Origin of the sequence: Streptomyces triculaminicus (assembly GCF_017349075.1) — a bacterium.
Lineage (GTDB): Bacteria > Actinomycetota > Actinomycetes > Streptomycetales > Streptomycetaceae > Streptomyces > Streptomyces triculaminicus.
On sequence record NZ_JAFMOF010000002.1, the window covers coordinates 1,245,827 to 1,267,251 of the forward strand.

At 73.2% G+C, this 21,425-nt stretch carries 19 protein-coding genes and 1 pseudogene; 18 read left to right on the plus strand and 2 right to left on the minus strand.

Annotated elements, in window-relative coordinates; all coding sequences use genetic code 11:
- Window positions 1-3 precede the first annotated feature (3 nt).
- The 4 genes and pseudogenes from J1792_RS15685 to J1792_RS15700 all read left to right on the plus strand — a co-directional run bounded on the left by J1792_RS15685 (window position 4) and on the right by J1792_RS15700 (window position 3,409).
- Window positions 4-780, plus strand: coding sequence for a MerR family transcriptional regulator (locus J1792_RS15685; protein ID WP_086566775.1), 777 nt, complete (start codon window positions 4-6; stop codon window positions 778-780).
- Window positions 777-2,038, plus strand: a pseudogene (locus J1792_RS15690) (glycosyltransferase). The gene J1792_RS15685 and the pseudogene J1792_RS15690 overlap by 4 nt, the downstream one beginning before the upstream one ends.
- Before the next feature lie 40 nt (window positions 2,039-2,078).
- A complete protein-coding gene (locus J1792_RS15695) occupies window positions 2,079-2,672 on the plus strand; it encodes an NUDIX domain-containing protein (RefSeq protein ID WP_086566778.1) in 594 nt (197 codons plus the stop codon).
- Between the two features lie 71 nt (window positions 2,673-2,743).
- Window positions 2,744-3,409 (plus strand): hypothetical protein, encoded by a 666-nt coding sequence (locus tag J1792_RS15700; RefSeq protein WP_086566780.1) that lies wholly within the window; start codon window positions 2,744-2,746, stop codon window positions 3,407-3,409.
- Here the strand turns inward: J1792_RS15700 and J1792_RS15705 are convergent.
- The gene (locus J1792_RS15705; protein ID WP_207247509.1) at window positions 3,378-4,397 is read right to left on the minus strand and encodes a winged helix-turn-helix domain-containing protein; all 1,020 of its coding nucleotides are present in this window, start codon (window positions 4,395-4,397) and stop codon (window positions 3,378-3,380) included. The genes J1792_RS15700 and J1792_RS15705 overlap by 32 nt on opposite strands.
- Window positions 4,398-4,616: 219 nt before the next feature.
- Here J1792_RS15705 and J1792_RS15710 point away from each other — a divergent pair, with 219 nt between their 5' ends.
- The 6 genes from J1792_RS15710 (at window position 4,617) to J1792_RS15735 (ending at window position 12,340) form a co-directional block, all read left to right on the plus strand.
- Window positions 4,617-5,855: an alpha/beta hydrolase family protein gene (locus J1792_RS15710; RefSeq protein WP_086566783.1), complete on the plus strand. Its 1,239-nt coding sequence runs from the start codon at window positions 4,617-4,619 to the stop codon at window positions 5,853-5,855.
- A gap of 145 nt (window positions 5,856-6,000) precedes the next feature.
- Window positions 6,001-6,447, plus strand: a complete 447-nt coding sequence (locus J1792_RS15715) for a hypothetical protein (protein ID WP_086566785.1) — start codon at window positions 6,001-6,003, stop codon at window positions 6,445-6,447.
- Window positions 6,444-8,384, plus strand: coding sequence for a GMC family oxidoreductase (locus tag J1792_RS15720; RefSeq protein ID WP_207247510.1), 1,941 nt, complete (start codon window positions 6,444-6,446; stop codon window positions 8,382-8,384). The genes J1792_RS15715 and J1792_RS15720 overlap by 4 nt, the downstream gene beginning before the upstream one ends.
- A 26-nt stretch (window positions 8,385-8,410) precedes the next feature.
- Window positions 8,411-10,249 (plus strand): peroxidase family protein, encoded by a 1,839-nt coding sequence (locus J1792_RS15725; protein ID WP_086566788.1) that lies wholly within the window; start codon window positions 8,411-8,413, stop codon window positions 10,247-10,249.
- Between the two features lie 114 nt (window positions 10,250-10,363).
- A complete protein-coding gene (locus J1792_RS15730; protein WP_086566790.1) occupies window positions 10,364-10,819 on the plus strand; it encodes an Lrp/AsnC family transcriptional regulator in 456 nt (151 codons plus the stop codon).
- A gap of 402 nt (window positions 10,820-11,221) precedes the next feature.
- A complete protein-coding gene (locus tag J1792_RS15735) occupies window positions 11,222-12,340 on the plus strand; it encodes a hypothetical protein (RefSeq protein WP_207247511.1) in 1,119 nt (372 codons plus the stop codon).
- Between the two features lie 47 nt (window positions 12,341-12,387).
- Here the strand turns inward: J1792_RS15735 and J1792_RS15740 are convergent, their stop codons facing one another.
- Entirely contained in the window at window positions 12,388-12,963 is a 576-nt protein-coding gene (locus J1792_RS15740; protein WP_086566793.1) for a hypothetical protein, read from the minus strand.
- A 223-nt stretch (window positions 12,964-13,186) separates the two neighbouring features.
- On the opposite strand from J1792_RS15740, the gene J1792_RS15745 reads away from it, so the two are divergent.
- The 8 genes from J1792_RS15745 (at window position 13,187) to J1792_RS15780 (ending at window position 21,176) form a co-directional block, all read left to right on the plus strand.
- Complete coding sequence (locus J1792_RS15745) at window positions 13,187-14,317, plus strand: amidase domain-containing protein (protein ID WP_242705132.1); 1,131 nt, start codon at window positions 13,187-13,189, stop codon at window positions 14,315-14,317.
- A 112-nt stretch (window positions 14,318-14,429) separates the two neighbouring features.
- Window positions 14,430-14,669, plus strand: a complete 240-nt coding sequence (locus J1792_RS15750; RefSeq protein ID WP_086566796.1) for a hypothetical protein — start codon at window positions 14,430-14,432, stop codon at window positions 14,667-14,669.
- Window positions 14,670-14,788: 119 nt separating this feature from the next.
- Window positions 14,789-16,666 carry a ricin-type beta-trefoil lectin domain protein gene (locus tag J1792_RS15755; protein WP_207247513.1) on the plus strand — a complete coding sequence of 626 codons (1,878 nt, stop codon included), beginning with the start codon at window positions 14,789-14,791 and terminating at the stop codon, window positions 16,664-16,666.
- Between the two features lie 178 nt (window positions 16,667-16,844).
- Window positions 16,845-17,585 (plus strand): ferritin-like domain-containing protein, encoded by a 741-nt coding sequence (locus tag J1792_RS15760; protein ID WP_086566799.1) that lies wholly within the window; start codon window positions 16,845-16,847, stop codon window positions 17,583-17,585.
- Between the two features lie 341 nt (window positions 17,586-17,926).
- Window positions 17,927-18,355, plus strand: coding sequence for a hypothetical protein (locus tag J1792_RS15765; RefSeq protein WP_086566800.1), 429 nt, complete (start codon window positions 17,927-17,929; stop codon window positions 18,353-18,355).
- Between the two features lie 5 nt (window positions 18,356-18,360).
- Window positions 18,361-18,876 carry a thiol-disulfide oxidoreductase DCC family protein gene (locus J1792_RS15770; RefSeq protein WP_086566818.1) on the plus strand — a complete coding sequence of 172 codons (516 nt, stop codon included), beginning with the start codon at window positions 18,361-18,363 and terminating at the stop codon, window positions 18,874-18,876.
- Window positions 18,877-18,954: 78 nt separating this feature from the next.
- Window positions 18,955-19,605, plus strand: a complete 651-nt coding sequence (locus J1792_RS15775) for a TetR family transcriptional regulator (RefSeq protein ID WP_242646200.1) — start codon at window positions 18,955-18,957, stop codon at window positions 19,603-19,605.
- Window positions 19,606-19,865: 260 nt separating this feature from the next.
- A complete protein-coding gene (locus tag J1792_RS15780) occupies window positions 19,866-21,176 on the plus strand; it encodes a CAP domain-containing protein (protein ID WP_086566803.1) in 1,311 nt (436 codons plus the stop codon).
- Window positions 21,177-21,425: the final 249 nt, after the last annotated feature.

Genomic DNA, 21,425 nt, shown 5'->3' on the forward strand with positions numbered 1-21,425 from the left:
TGCATGAGTTATTCGGTCGGGCAGGTGTCGGGATTCGCCGGAGTCACGGTCCGCACCCTGCACCACTACGACAAGGCGGGGCTGCTGTCCCCGAGTGACCGGAGCCCGGCGGGCTACCGGCTCTACAGCGACGCGGACCTGGCGCGACTGCAGCAGATCCTCTTCTACCGCGAGCTCGGATTCCCGCTCGACGAGATCGCCGCCATCATGGCGGACCCCGACGCCGACGCGCTCGGTCACCTGCGGCGGCGGCACCGGCTGCTCAAGGAGCAGATCACCCGGCTGAACCGGCTGGTCGAGGTCGCCGAGCAGGCCATGGAGGTGAGCGGCACGGGCGTCGAGCTGACCCCGCAGGAGCGCTTCGACGTGTTCGGCGAGGTCGCCTTCGACCTCAGCTACGCGACGGACGCCCACCTCAAATGGGGGCACAGCGAGGGCCACCGGCAGTCGATGGCCCGGGCGGCCGCCCACACCAAGGAGGACTGGCGGCAGATCATGTCCGAGGCCGCCGAGTGGCGGCGGCGCCTGATCGCCGCGTACGACGCGGACGAGGCGTGCGACGGGGAACGCGCCATGGCCCTCGCCGAGGAGCACCGCGGCCACATCGGCCGCTGGTTCACGCCGTGCCCTCCGGAGATGCACTGCCGCATCGCCGACGACTACGTGGAGGACGCCCGCGCCTTCGCGCTCGTCGTACCGCCCTCCGAGCAGCGCACCGGCCTGGCCGCCTTTCTCCGGGCGGCCGTCCACGCCAACGCAGAGAGGACGCGGGAGCGATGAGAGTCCTCATCATGACGGCCGGTTCCCGGGGCGACGTCGCCCCCTACACGGGCATCGGCGCCCGGCTGCGGGAGGCCGGCCACCACATCGCCGTCGCCGCGCCCGAGTCCTTCGCCGGACTGGTGGCCGACAGCGGCCTGGACTTCCAGGGCCTGCCCGTCGACCCCCGCGGCCGGAAACCGCCCGCCGACGGCTCCGGGGGCTCCGGTGGCGCACCAAACGGCACAAGAGAGCTCATCCGCGCGGCGGCGGCCTTCGTCCGCGACCTGGGCCGGGGCCTCACCGACGCGGCCGAGGCCCACGACGCCCAGCTGCTGCTGCTCTCGACCACCACGGCCCCGCTGGGCTGGCACGTCGCGGAGGCCATGGGGATCCCCACCCTCGGCGCCTACCTCCAGCCCGTCGCCCCCACCGCCGACTTCCCGTCGGTGGTCGGCGGAGGCCGGTCGCTGGGCCGCTGGGGCAACCGGGCCGCCGGGCGGCTGGCGCTGCGCGTCGTCGACCGCGTGCACGCGGCCGCGGTGAAGGACCTGCGCGACCGGCTGGGCCTGCCGCCCGTCCCGCCCCGCGCGGTACGCCGAGGGCTCGAGCAGGCCGACTGGCCGGTCCTGCACGGCTTCAGCCCACCCTCGTACCCCGCCCGGCCGACTGGCGCGAAGGACTGCGGGTCGTCGGCAACTGGTGGCCCCACACCGACGCCGGCCGGCGCCTGCCGGGTGCCGTCGAGGACTTCTTGCGGGCCGGCCCGCCCCCGGTCTTCGTCGGCTTCGGCAGCATGGGGGCGGGCGAGGGGGAGCGCCTGAGCGAGCTCGCCGTCCGCGCGCTGCGCCGGGCCGGGGCGCGCGGCGTGGTCCAGGCCGGCTCGGCCGGCCTGTCGGTCGCCACCGACGACGTCCTGACCGTCGGCGACGTGCCGCACGCACTGCTCTTTCCCCGCATGGCCGCCGTGGTCCACCACGCCGGTGCGGGCACGACGGCGGCCGCGCTGCGGGCGGGCGTACCGGCCGTACCGGTGCCGGTCACCGCCGACCAGCCCTTCTGGGCCCGGCGCGTCGCCGCCCTCGGCGCGGCGACCGGCCCCGTGCCCTTCGCCGAACTGTCCGCCGACCGCCTCGCCGACGCGATACGGCGGGCCCTCGACGAGCCCTCCCACCGCGACCGCGCCCGAAGCGCCGCCACGGCGCTCAAGGCGCAGGACGGCGCGGGCGAGGTCGTCAGGGCGATCGAGGACATGGCGCGGCAGGGGTCGCGCCCATAACCGCCGCAACGTTTCGCGGACGGGGGCGTTGTGCACGGCGATGAGCGACGACCCCGGTGCGCGACGGTGCGCGTGGACCCGGCTGAGCAGCCGGCCCGTGCACCGCGGCGAGCATCTCACCCTGCACCACGACCGCGTACTGCAGCCTGATGGTACGGAGGGGACGTACGACCGGATCACCCTCGCGGACGGCGCCAGGGCCGTGGCGATCGACGCCGACGACAGGGTCGCCCTCGTGGAGGACGCCTTCTACCCGCTGGGCGAGCGCCTCCTCCACGTGCCGGGCGGCGCGGTCGCGGCAGGCGAGCGCCCCGAGGACGCGGCCGCGCGCGAGTGCGAGGAGGAGACCGGCCTGCGCCCCGGCACGCTGCGCCCGCTGACCGCCTACCACCCGCTCCCGGCCCGGACGTCCGCCGTGACCCACCTCTTCCTCGCCACCGACCTGCGGCGCGGTGCCCTGCGCAGGGATCCGACCGAGGCCACGATGACCGTGCGCTGGGTGCCGCTCGGCGAGGCGGTGGCCGCGGTGGCCTCGGGGGCCGTCTCGGAGGCGGGCAGCGCGATCGGCCTGCTGCTCGCGGCGTCGGTGCTCGCGCCTGCCGAGGCGGGCGCGGTCCGGCTCCCCGGCCGATAGTGGCCTCGACGCCGTGCCGGGGCGGACCCACACTGCCCCTGGAGCCATGGCCGCCATCGAGGGGAGTCAGCGTGATCCGTCTGAGCGAGACCCTGGCACTGCAGAGCGTCGAGGACTTCCTGACCGCGGACGAGCTCGGCCGGCTCGGGAAGATCATGGACGCCGAGCTCGAGGTCACCGGATGGCGGCCCGCCCACCAGGCGGACGTGGTGGCGGCCCCGGGCCAGGCGCAGGAGATCCTGCGCGCCGCCACCGACCGCGCCCTGCCGGTGCTGCGGCGGGTGCTGCCCTCCGTCGCCGGCGCCGACGTCTGGCACTACACGGAGCTGACGGCGGGGCAGGAGGTCCCCGCGCACATCGACGGCATCCCCCGCCCGGACGTCGCACCGCGCCGGATCGGCAGGATCGGCGTGGTCCTCGAACTGCCCGAGTCCGGCGGCCAGTTCTACGTCGACACGACCTCCGGTCCGTCGGTGTGGAGCGGCGTGGTCGTCGGCGGGGCGGAGGGATACGCCGAGGGAACGGCGCTGACGCACCGGCTGCCGCACGACCGCGCGCACCAGCACCAGGGCGAACCGGAGTGGCTGCGCGCCGCCGCGCGCACCCGCTGGATCACCGACGCCCCGGCCGGGGTCGCCCTCGCCTACGGCGCCCAGCTCATCCATGGCGTGCTGCCGGTACGGGCGGGGCGGATGCGCAAGTTCGTCACGGATCTGCTGGACGCCCCGCGCGGCTGACGTCCGGCCGGGCCCGCGCCGGCCCGCGCCGCCGGACCAGCAGGCTGCCCAGAGCGGTGCGCCGGTGCAGGACCGCCCGGCCGGCGCGTTCCGTGGTGATCAGGCCCGCGCCGCGCAACGCGGCGGCGTGGGCCGAGGCGGTGGCGTCGCTGACGCCCAGCCTGCGCGCGAGGTCGCCGGTGGTGTGCTCCTCGGCGAGCAGGACCAGGGCGCCGAGGCGGGTGCGGCCGAGCACCGCCGCCAGCGCCTCCTCCGTGCCGGGGGCCCCGGACGCGGAGAGCGGCAGGCCGGGACCGGCGGGGTAGGTCAGGTACAAGGGGCCGTCGGGCGGGTCGGCGACGACCGGATGGCCGGTCCAGTGGAAGGTGGGGACGAGCACCAGCCCCCGCCCTTGCGGCCTGACGTCCCGGGGGCCGGGGCCGTCGAACTCCCAGACACTCTCGCGCAGTCGTGAGCCGGGGAGGAGCGCGGTGAGCGCGGCGCCGACGCCGTGCTCGGCCACGGTCAGGGCGTGGCGGGTGAACTCCGCCTGATGCAGGTCCTGCACCAGCGGCCACACGGGCCCCAGGGCCGTCTCGAAGGCGGCGTGCTGGGCGCGGCGCAGCACCTGCCAGGCGTCGGCGTCACCCCGGTGCAGGTCGCGGACCCACAGGGGAACGGGGGCGTCGTGACCGGCGTAGGCGCGCTCGATCCCGGAGCGGACGAGGTCCGGGTGCGAGGCCCGGGCGGTGTCCAGCCCTTCCCGGAGGTCCGTGCTGAAGACGTCGAGGAAGGCGGGGGCCCGCCCCGCGGGGACCAGGTCCGCCAGCGGCTCGACGGCGGCCGGCAGGGACCGGAGCAGGCGCCGCCGCCAGCGGCCGTAGAGCAGTTCCTCCCGGTGGCCGCTCACGAGCATCATCAGCGTCGCGTTCAACTCCTGCAGCGGGGCCGGTCGGGACGCGAAACGGACCCGGGCGACGTCGGCGGCCGTGAGATGGATCCGGATCACTACACTCCCCGGCGACGCCGCGCCATCGTTTCGGTCAAGGCCTCAACCCTCGCCCGCGCCCCGGGCCGGGCGCCAGCATTCGGTCATGCCCCCGCCATTCACGCAGGGGGCCGCCGCAAGGCGCAAGGACCGAGGTCACAGGAGTGAGGGGACGTCATGTTCCGCAAGGATGCCGTCGCGAACGCCACTACGAACACCGGTGGTAGCAGGGGTGCAGGCGTGCCCGGAGTGAGCCGGCGGGCCGTCACCGCGTCGGCCGTCGCGGCGGCCGCGCTGCTGGTCACGGGAGGGGGCGGAGGCGGGAGCGCGGTCGCTCGGCCGGGGGAGCGGCAGGCGGCCGGGCCGACCCTCCGACTTCCGGCGCCGACCGGCCCGTACCCGATCGGTACGACCGAGCTCCACCTGGTCGACCGCGCCAGAAAGGATCCGTGGGATCCGGCGATCCCGGTCCGGGAAGTGATGGTCACGGTGTTCTACCCGGCCCGTACCGTCCACGGGTACCCGCGCGCACCGCAGATGAGCGTGGGCGCGGCCCGGGAGATCATCGACCCTCTGCTGCATCCGGAGCTGCCGAAGGCGGGGGTGGACTGGGCGGCCACGCCGACGCACGCGCACACGGGCGCGCCCGCGCGGGCCGGGCGGCGGCCGGTGCTGCTGTACAGCCCCGGAGGCGGCGACCCGCGCACCATGGGCACCACCACCGCCGAGGAACTGGCGAGCCACGGCTATGCGGTGGTGACCGTCGACCATCCCGGCGACGCCTCCGAGGTCGCCTTCCCCTGCCGGGCGCCGTGGCGGCCGCAGGTCCGGCACACCGTGCTGAGAGGGGATCCCCGGAAGGACCCGGCCTTCTTCCGGGCCCTGATCGCCACCAGGATCGCGGACGTCCGCTTCGTGCTGGACCGGCTTGGGGCGCTGGCCGCCGGCCGGAACCCGGACGCGGAGGGGCGCCGGCTGCCGGAGGGCCTCGGCCGCGCGCTGGACCCGCGGCGGGTCGGCGTGTACGGGCACTCGGCAGGCGGGACCACCGCCGCCGAGGCGATGTACGAGGACCGGCGCATCGGCGCCGCCGTCGACCTGGAGGGCTATCTCAACCATCCGCCGCAGGCGCCGGGCGAGGAAGGGGAGTTGTTCCCGGTGGCGCGCGACGGGGTGGACCGGCCGCTGCTCCTGCTGGGCACCGACGGCTTCCGCGACGGGGACATCGACCGTTCCTGGGGCGCCATGCTCGCCCACCCGGGCGGCCGCACCCGCCGCCTGCGGATCGACGACGCCGCGCACTGGGTGTTCACCGACTACGCGGCCATGGCGCCCCAGTTGCAGGCCGCCGGGCTGATGACGGCGCGGGACCGGGTCAAGCTGGTCGGCGGCGTCGACCCGGCGGTGAGCGTGCCCGCGGTGCGCGGCCATCTGCTCTCCTTCTTCGCACGTCACCTGCCGGTCCGGGCCGCCGGCTGAGGGGCGGGCCCCGGCGGGCCGGGCCCGAGGTGCACCGGGAAGGTCGTTCCCCTAGCGTGGACGGGAGCGGCCTTTCTGCCCGTATTCGGGGTATTCGCCGGTGCTTCCGCCGCCGTAGAAGCCACCGCACCCTCAGGGAGACACCATGGCCAAGCACACTGCCGGCCGCCGCCCCGCCTCGGTGTACGCGTTGGCAGGGGTCCGGCTCTTCAACGGGGTCAGCGGCCTGCTCATGCCCGCCACGCTCATCCGGCGCCTCGAGCCCGGCAGCCGGCTCAGTCCGGCGGCCGTCTACGCCTTCCGGCTCTTCGGGATCCGTACGATCCTGCTCGGCCTCGACCTGCTCACCCATCGGGGCGAGCGGCTGCGCGAGGACCTGCGCGAGGGCGTCGTGATCCACGGCAGCGACACCGCGACGGCGGCCCTGCTCGGCGTCACCGGACGGGTGGCACCCCGCACCGCCGCCCTGACCACGCTCATCTCGGCCACGAACACGGTCCTGGCGGCCACCGCGACGGACCGCGTCGAAGGGTGCGGCGCCCCCTCCCACCGCTGCTGCGGGAAGCGGGCGGGGAAGAGGAAGCGGACGTGACCGCGGAGCCCGGCGCCCCCGCCACCGAGACCGGCTTCGACTACGTCGTCGTCGGCGCGGGCGCCGGCGGCGGCCCCCTGGCGGCCAACCTCGCCGCCGCCGGCACGCGCGTCCTGCTGATCGACGCCGGCCGCGCCGAGGACAACGACAACTACGCGGTGCCCGCCTTCCACGCGGACGCCTCGGAGGACCCCGTCCAGCGCTGGGACTACTTCGTGCGGCACTACGCCGACGAACAGCAGCACCAGCGCGACAGCAAGCTCGTCCCCGGCAAGGGCATCCTCTACCCGCGCGCCGGGACGGTCGGCGGCTGCACCGCCCACCACGCCCTGATCACCGTCTACCCGTACAACCGTGACTGGGACGCGATCGCGGAGGAGACCGGCGACGCCTCCTGGCGCAGCAGCGTCATGCGCCGCTACTTCGAGCGCCTGGAGCGCTGCACCTACCGGTCCGCGCCCAGGAAGCCGCCCGCGAATCCTCTGCTGGCCGCACTCCTGCGGCATCTGCCCTTCATCGCCGCCACATACCGCAACGACTCGCGGCACGGATTCGACGGCTGGCTCTCGACCGCTCTCGCCGATCCCGAGCTCATCGTCCAGGACAAGCAGCTGCTGAAGGTCATCCTCTCCGCCGCCGAGGAGACCCTCGCCGACTTCCTCGGCCGGCCGCTGTCCCCGGCGGAGAGCCTGCGCTCCTTCGTCGACCCCAACGACTGGCGGGTCCAGACCCAGGGGCTGCAGGGCCTGTGGCAGATCCCGCTGTCCACGGCGAACGGGCGGCGCGGCGCCGCGCGCGAGCGCGTCCTCGCGGCCGCGGCCGGCCACCCGGACCACCTGACCGTCCGCACGGACACGCTGGTCACCCGAGTCCTGCTGGACGAGTCGGGAAGGGCCGTCGGCGTCGAGTGCGTCGAGCGTCCGCACGCCTACCGGGCCGACCCCCGCGGCGGGGACGCGACCGGGCCGCCGCCCGTACGCCGCACGATCCTGGCCTCCCGGGAGGTGATCCTGGCGGCCGGCGCCTTCAACACCCCCCAGCTGCTGATGCTCTCGGGCATCGGCCCGGCCGAGGAGCTGCGCCGGCACGGCATCCCCGTACGCGTCGACCTCCCGGGCGTGGGCGCCAACCTGCAGGACCGCTACGAGGTCGGCGTGGTCAGCGAGATGGACCGCGAGTTCCCCGTCGTCAAGGACTGCGACTTCCACGCGCCACGGCCCGGGGCCGAACCCGACCGCTGCTACCGCGCCTGGCGGCGCGGCGAGGGCCTGTACACCACCAACGGCGCCGTCGTCGGCATCACCCGCAAGTCCCGCCCGGACCTCGACGCCCCGGACCTGTTCGTCTTCGGCGGCCCCTTCGACTTCCGCGGCTACCGCCCCGGCTACTCCCTCGACCTGACGCGCCACCGGGACCGCTTCACCTGGGCGATCCTCAAGAGCCGCACGCACAACACCGGCGGCCGGGTGCGGCTGCGCTCCGACGACCCGCGCGACACACCCGACGTCGACTTCCACTACTTCACCGAGGGCACGGACACCGACGGCCGGGACCTGGAGGCGATGGCCGACGCCGTGGAGTTCGTCCGCCGGATGAACCGCAGGGCCGACTCGGTGATCGTCAAGGAGCTGTGGCCCGGCCCGCAGGTCCGCGACCGCGAGGAGATCCGCCGCTTCGTCCAGGACGAGGCGTGGGGCCACCACGCGTCCTGCAGCTGCCGGATGGGCCGGGCCGACGACCCGTCGGCCGTCGTCGACAGCCGGTTCCGGGTCCGCGGGGTGTCCGGCCTGCGGATCGTGGACGCCTCCGTCTTCCCCCGCATCCCCGGGTTCTTCATCGTCACGCCGGTCTACATGATCAGCGAGAAGGCGAGCGACGTGATCCTCGCCGACGCGGCCCGCAGCGACAGGACCCCCTCACCGCCCCCGACGACCTGACCAGGGACAGCCAGAGGAGTACGACCATGAGCACGCGACGATGCACCCCCCGGGGCTCCGGCTACCGCTCCAGCCTTCCGTGGCGGCTCCTGGCCGGCCTCGCGGGCTACGTCGACCGGCGCGTCGGCTGGGACAAACTGGCCGTCATCCCCGGGCTGCTGACCATCCTCGGGCTGCGCGTCAGGTACCGCCGGGAGAACCTCCACGACACCACCCACCTGCCCTCCGTCAACCTCCCCGACCCCGCGCCCCCGTCCGCGAAGCACCGGGTCGCCCGTACCGCGGACGGCAGCCACAACGACCTCGACGAGCCGCGCATGGGCATGGCCGGAACCCGCTTCGGCCGCAACGTCCCGCTGGACCGGATCGCCCCGGCCAAGCCCGAGGACGTCCTGTCGAGCCCGAACCCGCGCGAGGTCAGCCGCGCCCTGTTCACCCGCCACGAGCTCGTCCCGGCCACTACGGTCAACTCCCTGGTCGCCGCCTGGCTGCAGTTCATGATCCGCGACTGGTTCAGCCACGGCACGAGCCCCACGGACCGGCCCTGGGAGGTCCCCCTCATGGCCGACGACCGCTGGCCGGAACGCCCCATGCGCATCATGCGCACCCCGGACGACCCGACCCGCGACCCCAACGCGCCCGCCGGCACCCCCGACACCCGCGTCAACGCCTTCTCCCACTGGTGGGACGCCTCCCAGATCTACGGCGCCGACGCGGACGAACAGCGCCGGCTGCGCACCGGAACCCTGGGCAAGCTCTACCTCTGGGACGACGAGCGCCCCACGCCGGGCCCCGCCACCGACCCCTCGAGCATCCCCGGCTTCTGGCTCGGCCTGGCCATGATGCACGACCTGTTCACCCGGGAGCACAACGCGATCTGCGACCAGCTGCACGCCGCGTACCCGGCCTGGGACGACGAGGAGCTCTTCCAGCGGGCCCGCCTCGTCAACGCCGCCCTCCTCGCCAAGATCCACACCACGGAGTGGACCCCGGCCGTCATCAGCCACCCCACCACCGTCAAGGCACTGCGGACCAACTGGTGGGGCCTGGCGGGCGAGCGCGTCCACGACCTCTTCGGCCGTGTCAGCGACAGCGAGATCATCAGCGGCATCCCGGGCGGCGAGACCGACCACTACGGCATCCCGTACGCCCTCACCGAGGAGTTCGTGGCCGTCTACCGCATGCACCCCCTCATCCGCGACGACTGGCACCTGCGCTCGGCCGCGGACAACGCCACGCTGCGCGAATGCACCTTCCGCGAGATCGCCGGCCCCAAGGCGCTCCAGGTCCTGCAGACCGTGGACGCCGCCGACCTGCTCTACAGCTTCGGCACGCTCCCCCCGGGCCTGGTCACCCTCCACAACTTCCCGCGGTTCCTGCAGGAGTACGAGCGCCCGGACGGGCATCTGCAGGACCTCGCCGCCACCGACATCCTGCGCAACCGCGAAATGGGCGTCCCCCGCTACAACGAGTTCCGGCGGCTGCTGCGCATGAAGCCCGCCGAGTGCTTCGAGGAGCTGACGGACAACCCGGCATGGGCCAAGGAGATCAAGCGGCTCTACGCGGGCGACGTGGAGAAGGTCGACCTCACCGTCGGGATGTTCGCCGAGACGCTGCCGGCCGGATTCGCCTTCAGCGACACGGCGTTCCGCATCTTCATCCTGATGGCCTCGCGCCGCCTGAACAGCGACCGCTTCTTCACCGAGTACTACACCCCGGCCGTGTACTCCAAGGCCGGCATGGCGTGGATCGACGACAACACGATGCTCACCGTCCTGCTGCGCCATCACCCGGAACTGCGCCCCGCCCTGGCGGGCCTGAGCAACGCGTTCGCGCCATGGAACACGGCGCCGCGCACCGTCTGAGCACCGTCTGAACCCGGCGCGCAGCCCGGCGCGCACCCGGACCGGCGGCACGGCCGCGCGGGGGATCGCGGATTCCGGCCCGGATGCGCGTAGGCCATGGTGAACAATTGCGCCATGGACCAGATCGACAGAAATATCTTGCGCGAGCTGCAGAACGACGGTCGGCTGACCATCCAGGAACTGGCCCAGCGAGTGGGCCTCACCTCCTCGCCCTGCATGCGCCGCGTCCGGCAGCTCGAGCAGGACGGGGTGATCCAGGGCTACCGGGCGGTCATCGACCCCGAAGCCGTCGGGCGCGGCTTCGAGGTCCTCGTCTCCATCGAGGTCAAACGCGACCGGGAGGCGGTCGAGGCCTTCGAGGCCGCACTCCAGGACATCCCGGACGTCATCGAGGCCTACCGCCTCTTCGGCAGCCCCGGCTGCCTGCTGCGCATCGCGGTCGCCGACATCACCGCCTACGAACGGCTGTGGATCGAACGCCTCACCACGCTGTCCGGCATCACCGAGGTCAACTCGCAGATCATCATGAAGCGGATCAAGGAATCCCGGGGCCTGCCGGTCGGCGGCTGAGACCGAGTGCCGTCCTGCGTGATCATGTGCCGTGCGACGATCTTGTCGTGATCGACTTCGACGGCGGGGATTCCGCGCTCGCGGTGCTGGGGGCGCTGCTGGATCGCTCGCTGACGCAGATCGGCGAGGCCTCGGCGGACGCCCGCCGCTTCGACCGGGAGCTCATCCGCTCGACGGCCGACGTGTGGGACAGCAACTCCCTGCCCTTCTTCCGGGCGGCGACGGCCGACACGCCCAGTGAGCGGGAGCACCGGGCGCTGGCGGCGCTGGAGTGGATGGCCGGCCTCGGAGAGGAGCGTCGGGCCTGGGTGCTGGGGCAGGCCGCGGCCGCCGGACACCCGGTCGACGGGCTGCTCCCGCCCGCGAAGCCGCGACTACCAAGGGCGGGCCATGGCCCCGGTGATGGCGATGACGCCGCGGACCGCGCAGAGCCTGGCCGCCGACTACGACCTGCCGTCGGCGGAGGTCCGCTCCCTCCACGTCGAGCGGGCCGGCAGCCGTCTGACCGGCTGTCTCGAACTGGCCGTCAGCCGGTCCTATCCCGTCGACGACGAGACCTCTCCGGACGACTCTCCCGAGAGCGCGACGCTGGCCATACGGCTGCGCGACATCACGGAGGTCCGCTTCGACTCCCGCGACGCCCGGGGCGTCGCCTTCCGGCCGGACGCGGAAGGGACGTCGATCGGTATCGGAGCCCGCGGCGCGCTCCGCGCGGCGACGGCCGATGTCAGCCCCGACGACCGCTGCTGGCACCTGTCCTCTGCCGGACGCCGGGCCGACGCGACCACACCGCCCCGCGAAAGCCGGCCCGCTCCCGCCGGTCCTCCGCGGGAGGGAGACCTGGGCGACTACGCCATGGCCGCCGCGACCCTCCTCCACCACGCCATGCTGGAGATCCGCACGGTCCGCTACCACCAGCACGCGCACCAGGCTCCGGTGCGCGTGCTGCAGCGGGTCTTCGCCGGTGCGGGGCAGGCGGTCCTCGCCGCGGGCGGGCACCGCCCGCACCTCCGCCGTGAAGCCGCCTTCCGCCGGCTGATCGAGACCTGGGCCCGGCGCGGCGGACCGGCCCTGACCGAATGGATCGCCGAGGTGCTGGATGTGACCTGCCGTCAACCGGACTTCGTCGCCGACCTCCGCGAACAGGCCCGGGCGGCCCGGGCCGTGGGTGCGCCCCGGCGGTCCGCTCCCACCCCCTGGGCGCTTCCCGGTCCGCCGGAGTCCGAGCTCCGGCTGGCCATGTACACCGCGGCGCACACCCGCTACGGCACCCACCACGACTCCTCGGCCCTCGTGCACCTGGCCGTGCCGCCTCACCCCGAAGACGCCGCAGGGACTCCGTGGCGCCTGCGGTCCGCGCGGAGCACCGGTCTCGCCCGGTTCCAGCTGCGGACCGAGGCGTTCCAGGGCGCCGGCCATGCGCGCGTCACCGTCGACGACGATGCGCTCCGCCACGTACTCCTACGCGACGGAGCTCTCCACATCACCAGCGGGGAGGACGGCGACCACGATCCGTCGTGAGCGCGTCGGCGTGTACGGGCCGGAGCACGCCCGCGGCTGCCCAGGAGCTACTCACCGGGTTCGCCGGGAACGTCCCGGTAGGCGTGGAAGCACTGGAGGGCGTCGGCCTGACAGGCCGTCTGCCGCAGCCGGCCGCCGTCGGCCCCGGTCCCGGCCCGGCCTCCGGCAGCCTCCGTCAGGTTCTGCTTCAGCCCGATCCAGATCATGATGCCCAGCACGACCACGGCGAGGATCAGGAGGATCCCCAGGCAGCCGAACGCGGCCTTGACGGTCGCGCGGGCCTCGGCGCGGCGGGTCAGCTCCTGCGGCGTCGTGGCCGGCCCGAAGGCGTGCCACAGCGCGCGCACGGACCAGTACGGGCTCATCACGATCGCGTAGACCGTCCACCCCGCGTAGTAGAGGAGCTCGAGGAACTGCGCGAGGAAGGCGACGACGACCAGGAAGGGGAACAGGAGCAGGCCGAGCAGCAGGCCCTTGTTCGCGAAGAGGGCGTCGAAGTCGGGCTTGGGCACCCGGAAGCGCCGCCGTCGGCCCGTCGGCGCGGAGGCGGGCTCCGGCACGGGTGCGGGTGGGGGTGCGTAGGGCATGCCCGGCGGTGCCGGGTAGGTGGGGCGGTGATCCATGAGCGGGGAGCCTAACCGGGCTGCTCGGCGGGCTCCCGACCGGGCCGGAAGTCGCCTCCGGTTATGGCCGCGTCGCTGTCAGTTCGTCTGCAGAGTGCATGGGATGAGCACATCTGACCAGGTCTCGGATGCACATTCCGAGAATGTGTCCACAGATACGCATCCGTGTGCGAGGATTCCGTTTCCCTGGCCCGTGGGGGGCCGGGGTGAAAGGGAACCCTTCGTGAGAAAAGCGATAGTGAGATCCGCCGTGGGGGTGGGTCTGGCGGTGGCCGCTTCGGCGGCGTTGCTGCCTTCCTGGTCCGCCGGTGCGTCGCAGAAGAACTCCGTGGACGACGGGACGGTGGACTCGTTCGGCCGCATCGCCCAGACGGTGCTCTCCGAGCGCACGGCGGCCCTCGTGGACGACCCGCGCGCGGCCGAGCGAATAGCCGGCCCGAAGGCCGGCCGTAACGTCCGCGTCTCGGCGGGTCTGACGCACAGCGAGGACACCGCGGTGACCTCGCTGCGTGCGCGCAAGAAGCTCCTCGCCAAGCTGGGCGAGGCGTACTCCGCCGCCAGGACCGAGGTCTCGGTCGACGACACCAAGGTCAAGGACGGCCGGGCGACGGTGGAGGTCACCGAGACCACCACCTTCACCTACAAGCGGGTCAAGGGCGACGAGCCGTCGACGACGGGCTTCAAGGCCCGTCACGAGCTCAGCTTCACCGCCTCCAAGGGCGGGAAGTGGGAGCTGACCGGCATCCGCTCCACGGACAACGGCCTGCGGGCCGTCAACGCGCCGGTCGCGAAGCCGGTCGCCTCCGCCGGCTCCACGCCGAGCGCGACGCGCGCCGCCACCTCGTGGCCGGCCCGCGCGGTGCCGAAGAAGCAGACGACCTCCGGCTACGACTACGCGGCCATGGCGGCCTACGCGGAGAAGTACTGGCGGAACTACAACCCCTCCTACCGCAAGTTCAACGCGGACGGCGGGGACTGCACCAACTTCATCAGCCAGGCCCTCAAGGCCGGCGGCTGGAAGAACGAGACCGGCCCGGCCTCGGACTACCGCACGTGGTGGTACGACCCCAAGGCCCAGTCGGACTCCTGGGTGGGCGCCAACGAGTGGTCCTGGTACGCGCTGAACTCCAAGCGCGTCACCACCCTCTCGAACGTCTACCAGCTCGAGGTGGGCGACATCCTGCAGATGGACTTCGACCGTGACGGTTCGAAGGACCACTCCATGATCACGACCTACCGCAGCCGCATGGGCGTGCCGTACGTCACGTACCACTCCACCAACACGTACCGGAAGTCGGTGGCGAGCATCGTCGCCTCCTACCCGGACGCGGTGTACTACGCCTACCGCACCTGACCGGTGCCGTCTGGGGCGTCGTTCGCGCGGCGCCCCCGACGCGGGCCGACGACCGGGACGCGTCGGCGCGAACGCCCGCCCGGCCACCGGCCGGCTGGCTAGTCTCACAGGCGTGACCTACAGGCTGCGCATCGATCCGGGCCTCCACGCGGCCTACCGGGACCTGCCCGACGCGGCACGTCGTGACCTCGCCGTCTGCCTCCTCGACGCCCTCGCCGACCCGCTCGCCCACTCCGCCGTCTACGGCGTCGACGACGGCGTGCTGCGCACGATAGCCCACGGCCGTACGGCGGGCGTCATCCTCATCGGCGACGGCACCGTCACGCTCGTACAGATCACTTTCGTGGGCTGACCCGCTCCCTCCTCCCGGCGGGCGAGTGGCGTACGAAGGGCCCTTGACATGAACTCTCCGATTATGGGCGGATCGTTCCTGCGGTTCTTCGTACCCGACCACTCCACGAGGAGACCACGATGCGATTACCGTTACCACCGCCCCGCGCCAGGGCCCGCTCCGGACCACGCCGATCGCGGCTGACGGCGGCCCTCACCTCCGCCCTGCTGGCGACCGGATTGCTGGTCGGCGCCGCACCCGGGCCGGGCGGCTCCACGGCGCGGGCGGACGACCTGCCGACGAAGACGGCGGCCTCGCCGAACGACGGCAGCCTGCCGTTCGCCGGCTACAACATGCAGGGCTCCGACAACGGGCTGCGCTGGAACGGCGAGGTCGGCCCACTGACGATGCATCACGAGGTCGTCGCCCTCCAGGAGGCCGGCAACGGGCCGCCTCCCGCCGCGCACCAGCGCCACGGCGTCGGCGAGTCGATCCGCATTCCCGGCCCGTTCCCGGCGGGCCTGCCGGACCACGTGAACCACACGGTGTGGCGGTACCGCCACCACAGCCGCCAGGTGTACTTCCTCCAGACCGACCCGCAGCGCGACAGCACCACGGGACGGGACCGCTGGCGAGGCGGCCGGGTCAACCTGGCGGTGGTCACCCACACCCGCGCGGACGAGGTCCGCATCATCGAGAACCCGCTGTACAACCGCGACGAGCCCCGCAACGAGTACCGCTACCGCCGCGCCCTCGGCGTACGGATCGGCAACACCGTCTATTACAACGTCCACGCGCGCGGCGCGGACGTCGCCCCCCTGCTCAGGCGCATCCGTGCCGCCACCCGGGCGGGCGAGAACTGGGTCATGGTCGGCGACTTCAATCTCGACATCCGCAACCGCACCGACCGGCAGGCCCGGGAGAGCCTCCACCTGCGGCCCGACGAGCAGCTGGCCCGGCCCCGCCGCTCCACCCACCAGCGGGGCGGCGAACTCGACTACGCCATCACGCGCGGCACGCCCCGGTTCAACGCGGACATCCCCGCGGGGCGCAGCTCGGACCACTACCCCGTCCAGTTCGAACCGGCCCCCACCCCCGTACCGGCCGCGCCCGACGGCCCGGTGCACAACTTCTCCTCCGCCTTGGAGAACGCCCGGACCGGGCTGGTCCTCGACGTGGACAACAACAACCGTGTGACCACCCGCCTGCAGGCGTACAACGCCCGGCAGCGGTTCCGTATGGACACCACGCGGGGACACTGGTACCGCTTCGCCCGCGGCAACAGTCCCCGAGCCGCGTCCGGCGCCCTCGCCGCCGACGAGACGTGCCCCGGAGTCAATCCGTTCTTTCCGATGTCCCCGATCCTCATGCTGTCGTGCGAGTCGCCCGGGGCCCAGTGGCACCCCGAGGACCCGGGCGCGCCCGGCGGCCCGCTGCGCTGGCACAACTCCCTCTACCCGGACCTGTGCCTGACCGGTACGGGGAACGAGCAGCCGGTCGTGGCCTACCAGTGCAGTGACATGCCCGCCCAGCAGTGGTGGGACAACTCCCGCGCCGTACCCGAGCGCGCGTGGGAGGACAAAGAGGAGCGGATCCGGCTGCGTGCGTGGAACGGCCTCTACCTGGACAACTTCAGCGGGAGCGGCGGAGACGGCACCCCGCTGACCACCCGCCGGCGCAACGAGGTCAGCTCCCAGCGATGGGACATCCAGTACGCCGGCAGCGGCGACAGCCTCGTCCGGATCAAGGGACGCGGCAGCGGAAGGTGCATCGACGTCGTGGACAGCGTCCAGCCCCATCCCGGCGGGCGTTCCGTGCTGCACGACTGCACCGGCCGCGGCAGTAAGACGGACGGCACGGGACATCGCTGGCAGGCGGAGATGTACGGCGACGGCACCCTCCGCTTCCGCAACGAGGCCGCGCACCTGTGCCTGGTGCCGTCGGCGCGGGAGACGGGCTATGTGACGATCGGCACCTGCAGCGACGACGCCCGTCAGCGCTGGACGATCGTGCCGTGACGTTCTGACCGGAGCGCCGACGGGGGCGTACGCGACGGCCCGAGGTCGCCGCGTACGCCGCTTCGTCGCATCCGGTGATCTCAAGACCTGACGACTTCATGACAAAATCCGAACAAATGCTTGGTTGACTCGTTCCCGAACCACTGAAGCACCATCACGAACGGGGCGGGGCGGCCACATGAACGCAGCACGATTCGCGGAGTGGACCGAGCACTTCATCGCGGAGGCCGAGCACCGCGAGCGGGTCGGCGACCCCGACTGGGCGGCGGGCGCAGACCTGCCGGGGCCGGTGTGGCGGAGCCTGCAGCGCTTCCAGTTCGGCGAGGACGGCGACGGGGCGAACCTCATCGGCAAGGCGGATCGTGCGGGGGACGCCGACTACGCCGCGGCCGTCCGTCTGTTCGTCGCCGAGGAGCGCAACCACGCGCGGCTGCTGGCGCTCCTGCTGGCGGCCGGCGGTCAGGGCGCCATCGACTCGTGCTGGAGCGACAAGGTCTTCGTGCGCATGCGCCGCCTGCTCGGCCTGCGCATGGAGCTGCTGACCCTGATGGTCGCCGAACTCGTGGCCGTGCGGTACTACCGCGCGGTCCGGGACGGCGCCGGGGACGCCCTGACGTCCGAGGTGGCGGCCCGCATCCTGGCCGACGAGGAGCGCCACATCCCGTTCCACTGCAGGCGCCTGCGCGCTTCCGTGGCCGAGCTGCCCGCGCGCCCGCTGCGGTCGCTGACGATGGCGGGCTGGCGTGGGCTGACGCTCGGCGCCGCGCTGTTCGTGGCGGCGGACCACGGTGCGGCCCTGGGGCGGCTGGGGGTGGGGCGCGGACGCTTCGTCGCGGACGTCATGGCGTCGGCGGGTGGGGTCGTCGCGGACGTCCTGGACGGCAGCCGGCGCCTCGAGATCCCGACCGGCGGCCGGTAGCTCACGGGCCGGTTCCGGTCGTACGCCCGGGCCTGCGTCCGGGCATACGACAGCCCCCGGTGCTCGCCCCGACTCTCGAGCCTTCCAGTCGTCGCTGACCAGCTCGGATATCGCTGCGTGCCCTCCGGGGGCCTAGCCAGTTTGCCGAGATGGGGGTCACTCGGGCCGATGGACGTCTCCACCGACGGTGCGGCTCTCACCGGTTGTCTGGTGTAATCGCCAGTTTCCTCCTTATTTGTCCAAAGTCAAGGGGTCAGAGACAACCCGCGCTTGAACGCGTTCAAAAACAGGTCTACAGTCGCTGTTGTCAGAGTTTTGAACGCGTTCAAAGGAGTGGGGACGTGGACCTCACAGTCGTCGCGTATGTCATCTACCTGCTGTGCAGCCTGGGGCTCACGGTCTGGGTCGCGCGCACGCTCAGCCGCAACGGGCGGATCTTCCTCGCCGACGTGCTGCGCGGGAACGAGAAACTCGCCGACGCCGTCAATCACCTGCTGGTGGTCGGGTTCTACCTGGTGAACCTGGGGTTCATCGCCTTGTACCTGCGCGACGACACCACCGTCGCCGACGCCCGGGGCGTGTTCGAGGCCCTGTCGCAGAAGCTCGGCGTCGTGCTGCTCGTCCTCGGCGTCATGCACCTGGGCAACGTGTTCGCGCTCGGCAGGTTCCGCCGCCGCGGCATGCTCGAGCGGGAGCAGGTCCCGCCGGTCCCGCCCGCGGGGTACACGGGCGGCCAGGACGCGTGGGCCGCGCCGACCGGCGGGCTCTGAGACCGATGACGGCCGTCGCCGCCGCCGGCCGGGGCGCCCACCGCGCCCCGGTCCGCCGGCTCACCGTGCTCTACGACGCGCAGTGCCCGCTGTGCGCCTTCGTACGCGACTGGCTCACCGGGCAGCGGCAGCTGGTGCCGCTCGACACGGTGCCGGCCGGGTCGCCCGAGGCCCGGCGCCGCTTCCCGGCCCTGGACCACGCCGCCACCCTCGAGGAGATCACCGTGGTCGGCGACGGCGGCCAGATCCACCGGGGGCCCGGCGCCTGGATCGCGTGCCTGTGGGCCCTCGCCGAGCACCGGCCGCTCGCGTACCGGCTCAGCACCCCCTCCGGCCTCCGCGTCGCGCGCGGCGCGGTGCTCGCCGCGGCCAAGTACCGCGGGGCGCGGTGGCGGCGGGGCGCCGCGAAGCCCGGCCACGACGTGTACGGCGGGCGGAGCGGCTGGGCCTACGATCCGGCGAACGGCTGGATCCACCTGGGCGCCCCGGCCTGCGACAGTGGCTGCGCGGTGCCCGATTAGGCTCTGATCGTGCCCACAGAGAACGAGCCCCGGCCGGCCAAGAGCGAGCAGACCCGCACCCTGATCCTGGAGACCGCCATGCGGCTCTTCCAGGAGCTGGGCTACGACAAGACCACGATGCGGGCCATCGCCAAGGAGGCCGGGGTCTCCGTCGGCAACGCGTACTACTACTTCGCCGGCAAGGAACACCTGATCCAGGGCTTCTACGACCGGATCGCCGCCGAGCACCAGGCGGCGGTCCGCGAGGTGCTGGACCGGGAGACCGACCTGGAGGCGCGGCTGGCCGGGGTGCTGCGGGCGTGGCTGGACATCGCCGCGCCGTACCACGAGTTCGCGGCCCAGTTCTTCAAGAACGCCGCCGACCCGGAGAGCCCCCTCAGCCCCTTCTCGCCCGAATCCGAGCACGCGCGCGAGGCGGCCATCGCCGTGCACCGGGAGGTGCTCGCGGGCTCCAAGGCCAAGGTGCCGTCCGAACTCGCCGACATACTGCCCGAGTTGATGTGGCTGTCCCAGATGGGCCTCGTCCTGTACTGGGTCTTCGACCGCTCACCCGGCCTCGAGCGCAGCCGCCGGCTGGCCGAGCGCGGCGCGCGGCTGACCACGCGCGGCGTGGCCCTGGCACGCTTCCGCGTCCTGCGGCCGCTCGTCCACGAGGTGCACGAGCTGTTCACGGACTTCCTGCCGGGGATGGCCCAGACGGTCACGGCGAGCAAGCGGCGGGCGGAGTAGCGCCGCCGGCCGGCGGCACCCCCGCCTCGTCGAGCAGCCGGCGCATCACCGCCGGCGGCAACGACGATCGCGTCGGTGACCTCGCCGGGAAGGTCCGCACGCCCGGCGCGAGGCGGGTCACGGCTTCACATCGTGGCACTCCTGTCACTCGTCGCTCCCGGCCGTAGCCGCCCCCGCCCGTGGGGAACCGCCCCGGTCCGGGCCGCGTTGCTCCTCCCGAGGGGCCCGGCGCGGGCGAACGGGAGGACGGGGGAGCGGTGATGAACGAGCTGGTGGCCGGGGGGAACCGTGCGTTGCCCACGGGGGCGGTCACGATCCGTGTGCCCGGTCCGTTCGACGTCTCCCTGATCGTCACCGGAACGGACGGCAGGACGTCGGGGGACGGCGACTTCGTGTTCTTCAACCAACCCTCGGCACCCGGCGCGCGCCTGGACGGCGACACCGTCACCGTGGACCCGGCCCTGCTGCGGCCCGGTGCCGTGCGGGTCACGGTCGTCCTCAGCCCGGCCGACGCCCACACCCCGCTGGCCTCGCTGCCCCCGCCCGTCATGACCGTTACGGGTGATGGGCGCCGGCCGCTGGCCCGGTTCGCCCCTCCCCGGCCGGCCGCCGAGACCGTCCTGCTGCTCGCCGAGCTTTACGCGCGCGACGGCGGATGGAAGATACGGGCGCTGGGGCAGGGCTACGCGGACGGACTGGCCGGGATCGCCCGCGACTTCGGCATCGACGTCGTCGAGGACGAGGACGAGGCCGGGGCCGACGAGGCCGACGAGGCCGGCGGATCCGCCGGATCGGTCGGGCTCCTGGCCCTGGTCAACTCCGAGCGGTCCCGGGCGGGCGTGCGCCCGCTGGCGGTGGACGCCCGGCTCGCCGCGGCCGCCCGTGTCCACGCCGCGGACATGGCCGCGCACGGCCGCCTCTCCGCCGAGAGCCCCGGCGGGGACTCGCTCTTCCAGCGCGTGACCGGCGCCGGCTACACCTACCTCGTCCTCGCCGAACACCTGGTCTCGGGCCCGCGCACGGCCGCCGAGTTCGTGGACTACTGCCGGGCGGGGCACGAACGCCGTGCCCCCTTCGGCGACGGGGCGTTCACGCACCTTGGCGCCGGCCACGCGGTGGACGCCAGGAGCGGACTCATGTACTGGACGGTGCTGTGGGCGCGGCCGTACTCCGCCGCCGGCCTGCAGCAGGCGACGGACGAGGTGCTCGCCCTCACCAACGCCGAACGGGCCGCCGCCGGCCTGCCCCCGCTGGCCGCCGACCCCCGCCTGGCCGCCGCGGCCCGGGACCACAGCACGGACATGGTCCGCCGGGACTTCTACTCCCACACCACCCCGGAGGGACGCGAACCCTGGGACCGCGCGCGGGCCGCGGGCGCCGCGCACCGGGCGATCGGGGAGAACATCGCCTGCGGCCAGCGCACGCCCGCCGAGGTCGTCCGCGGCTGGATGAACAGCCCCGGCCACCGCGCCAACATCCTCACGCCGGGCTTCTCCCACCTGGGAGTGGGGTACGCGCCCGGCGGCCGCGCCGGCACGTACTGGACCCAGCTCTTCGGAGGAACCTCCTGAGAACCGAGGGACCGTTCGGGCCCGGACCGCCGTGCCGCAGAATGGCCGCCGACGAAGGCAGTGAAGGCGAAGGCAGTGAAGGGCAAGGCGATGACGGCGTCGTGGGAGCAGTACGGCTGGGGGCCGTGGAGTGCGGACGAAGACATTCCGCATGATGTGCCGGACGAGGCGACCCTCACCGGCCGAGGGCTCCCCGGCACGCTCAAGCCCGTCAAGGGTGACGGAGTGACACAGTCCGCCGTCTTCGAC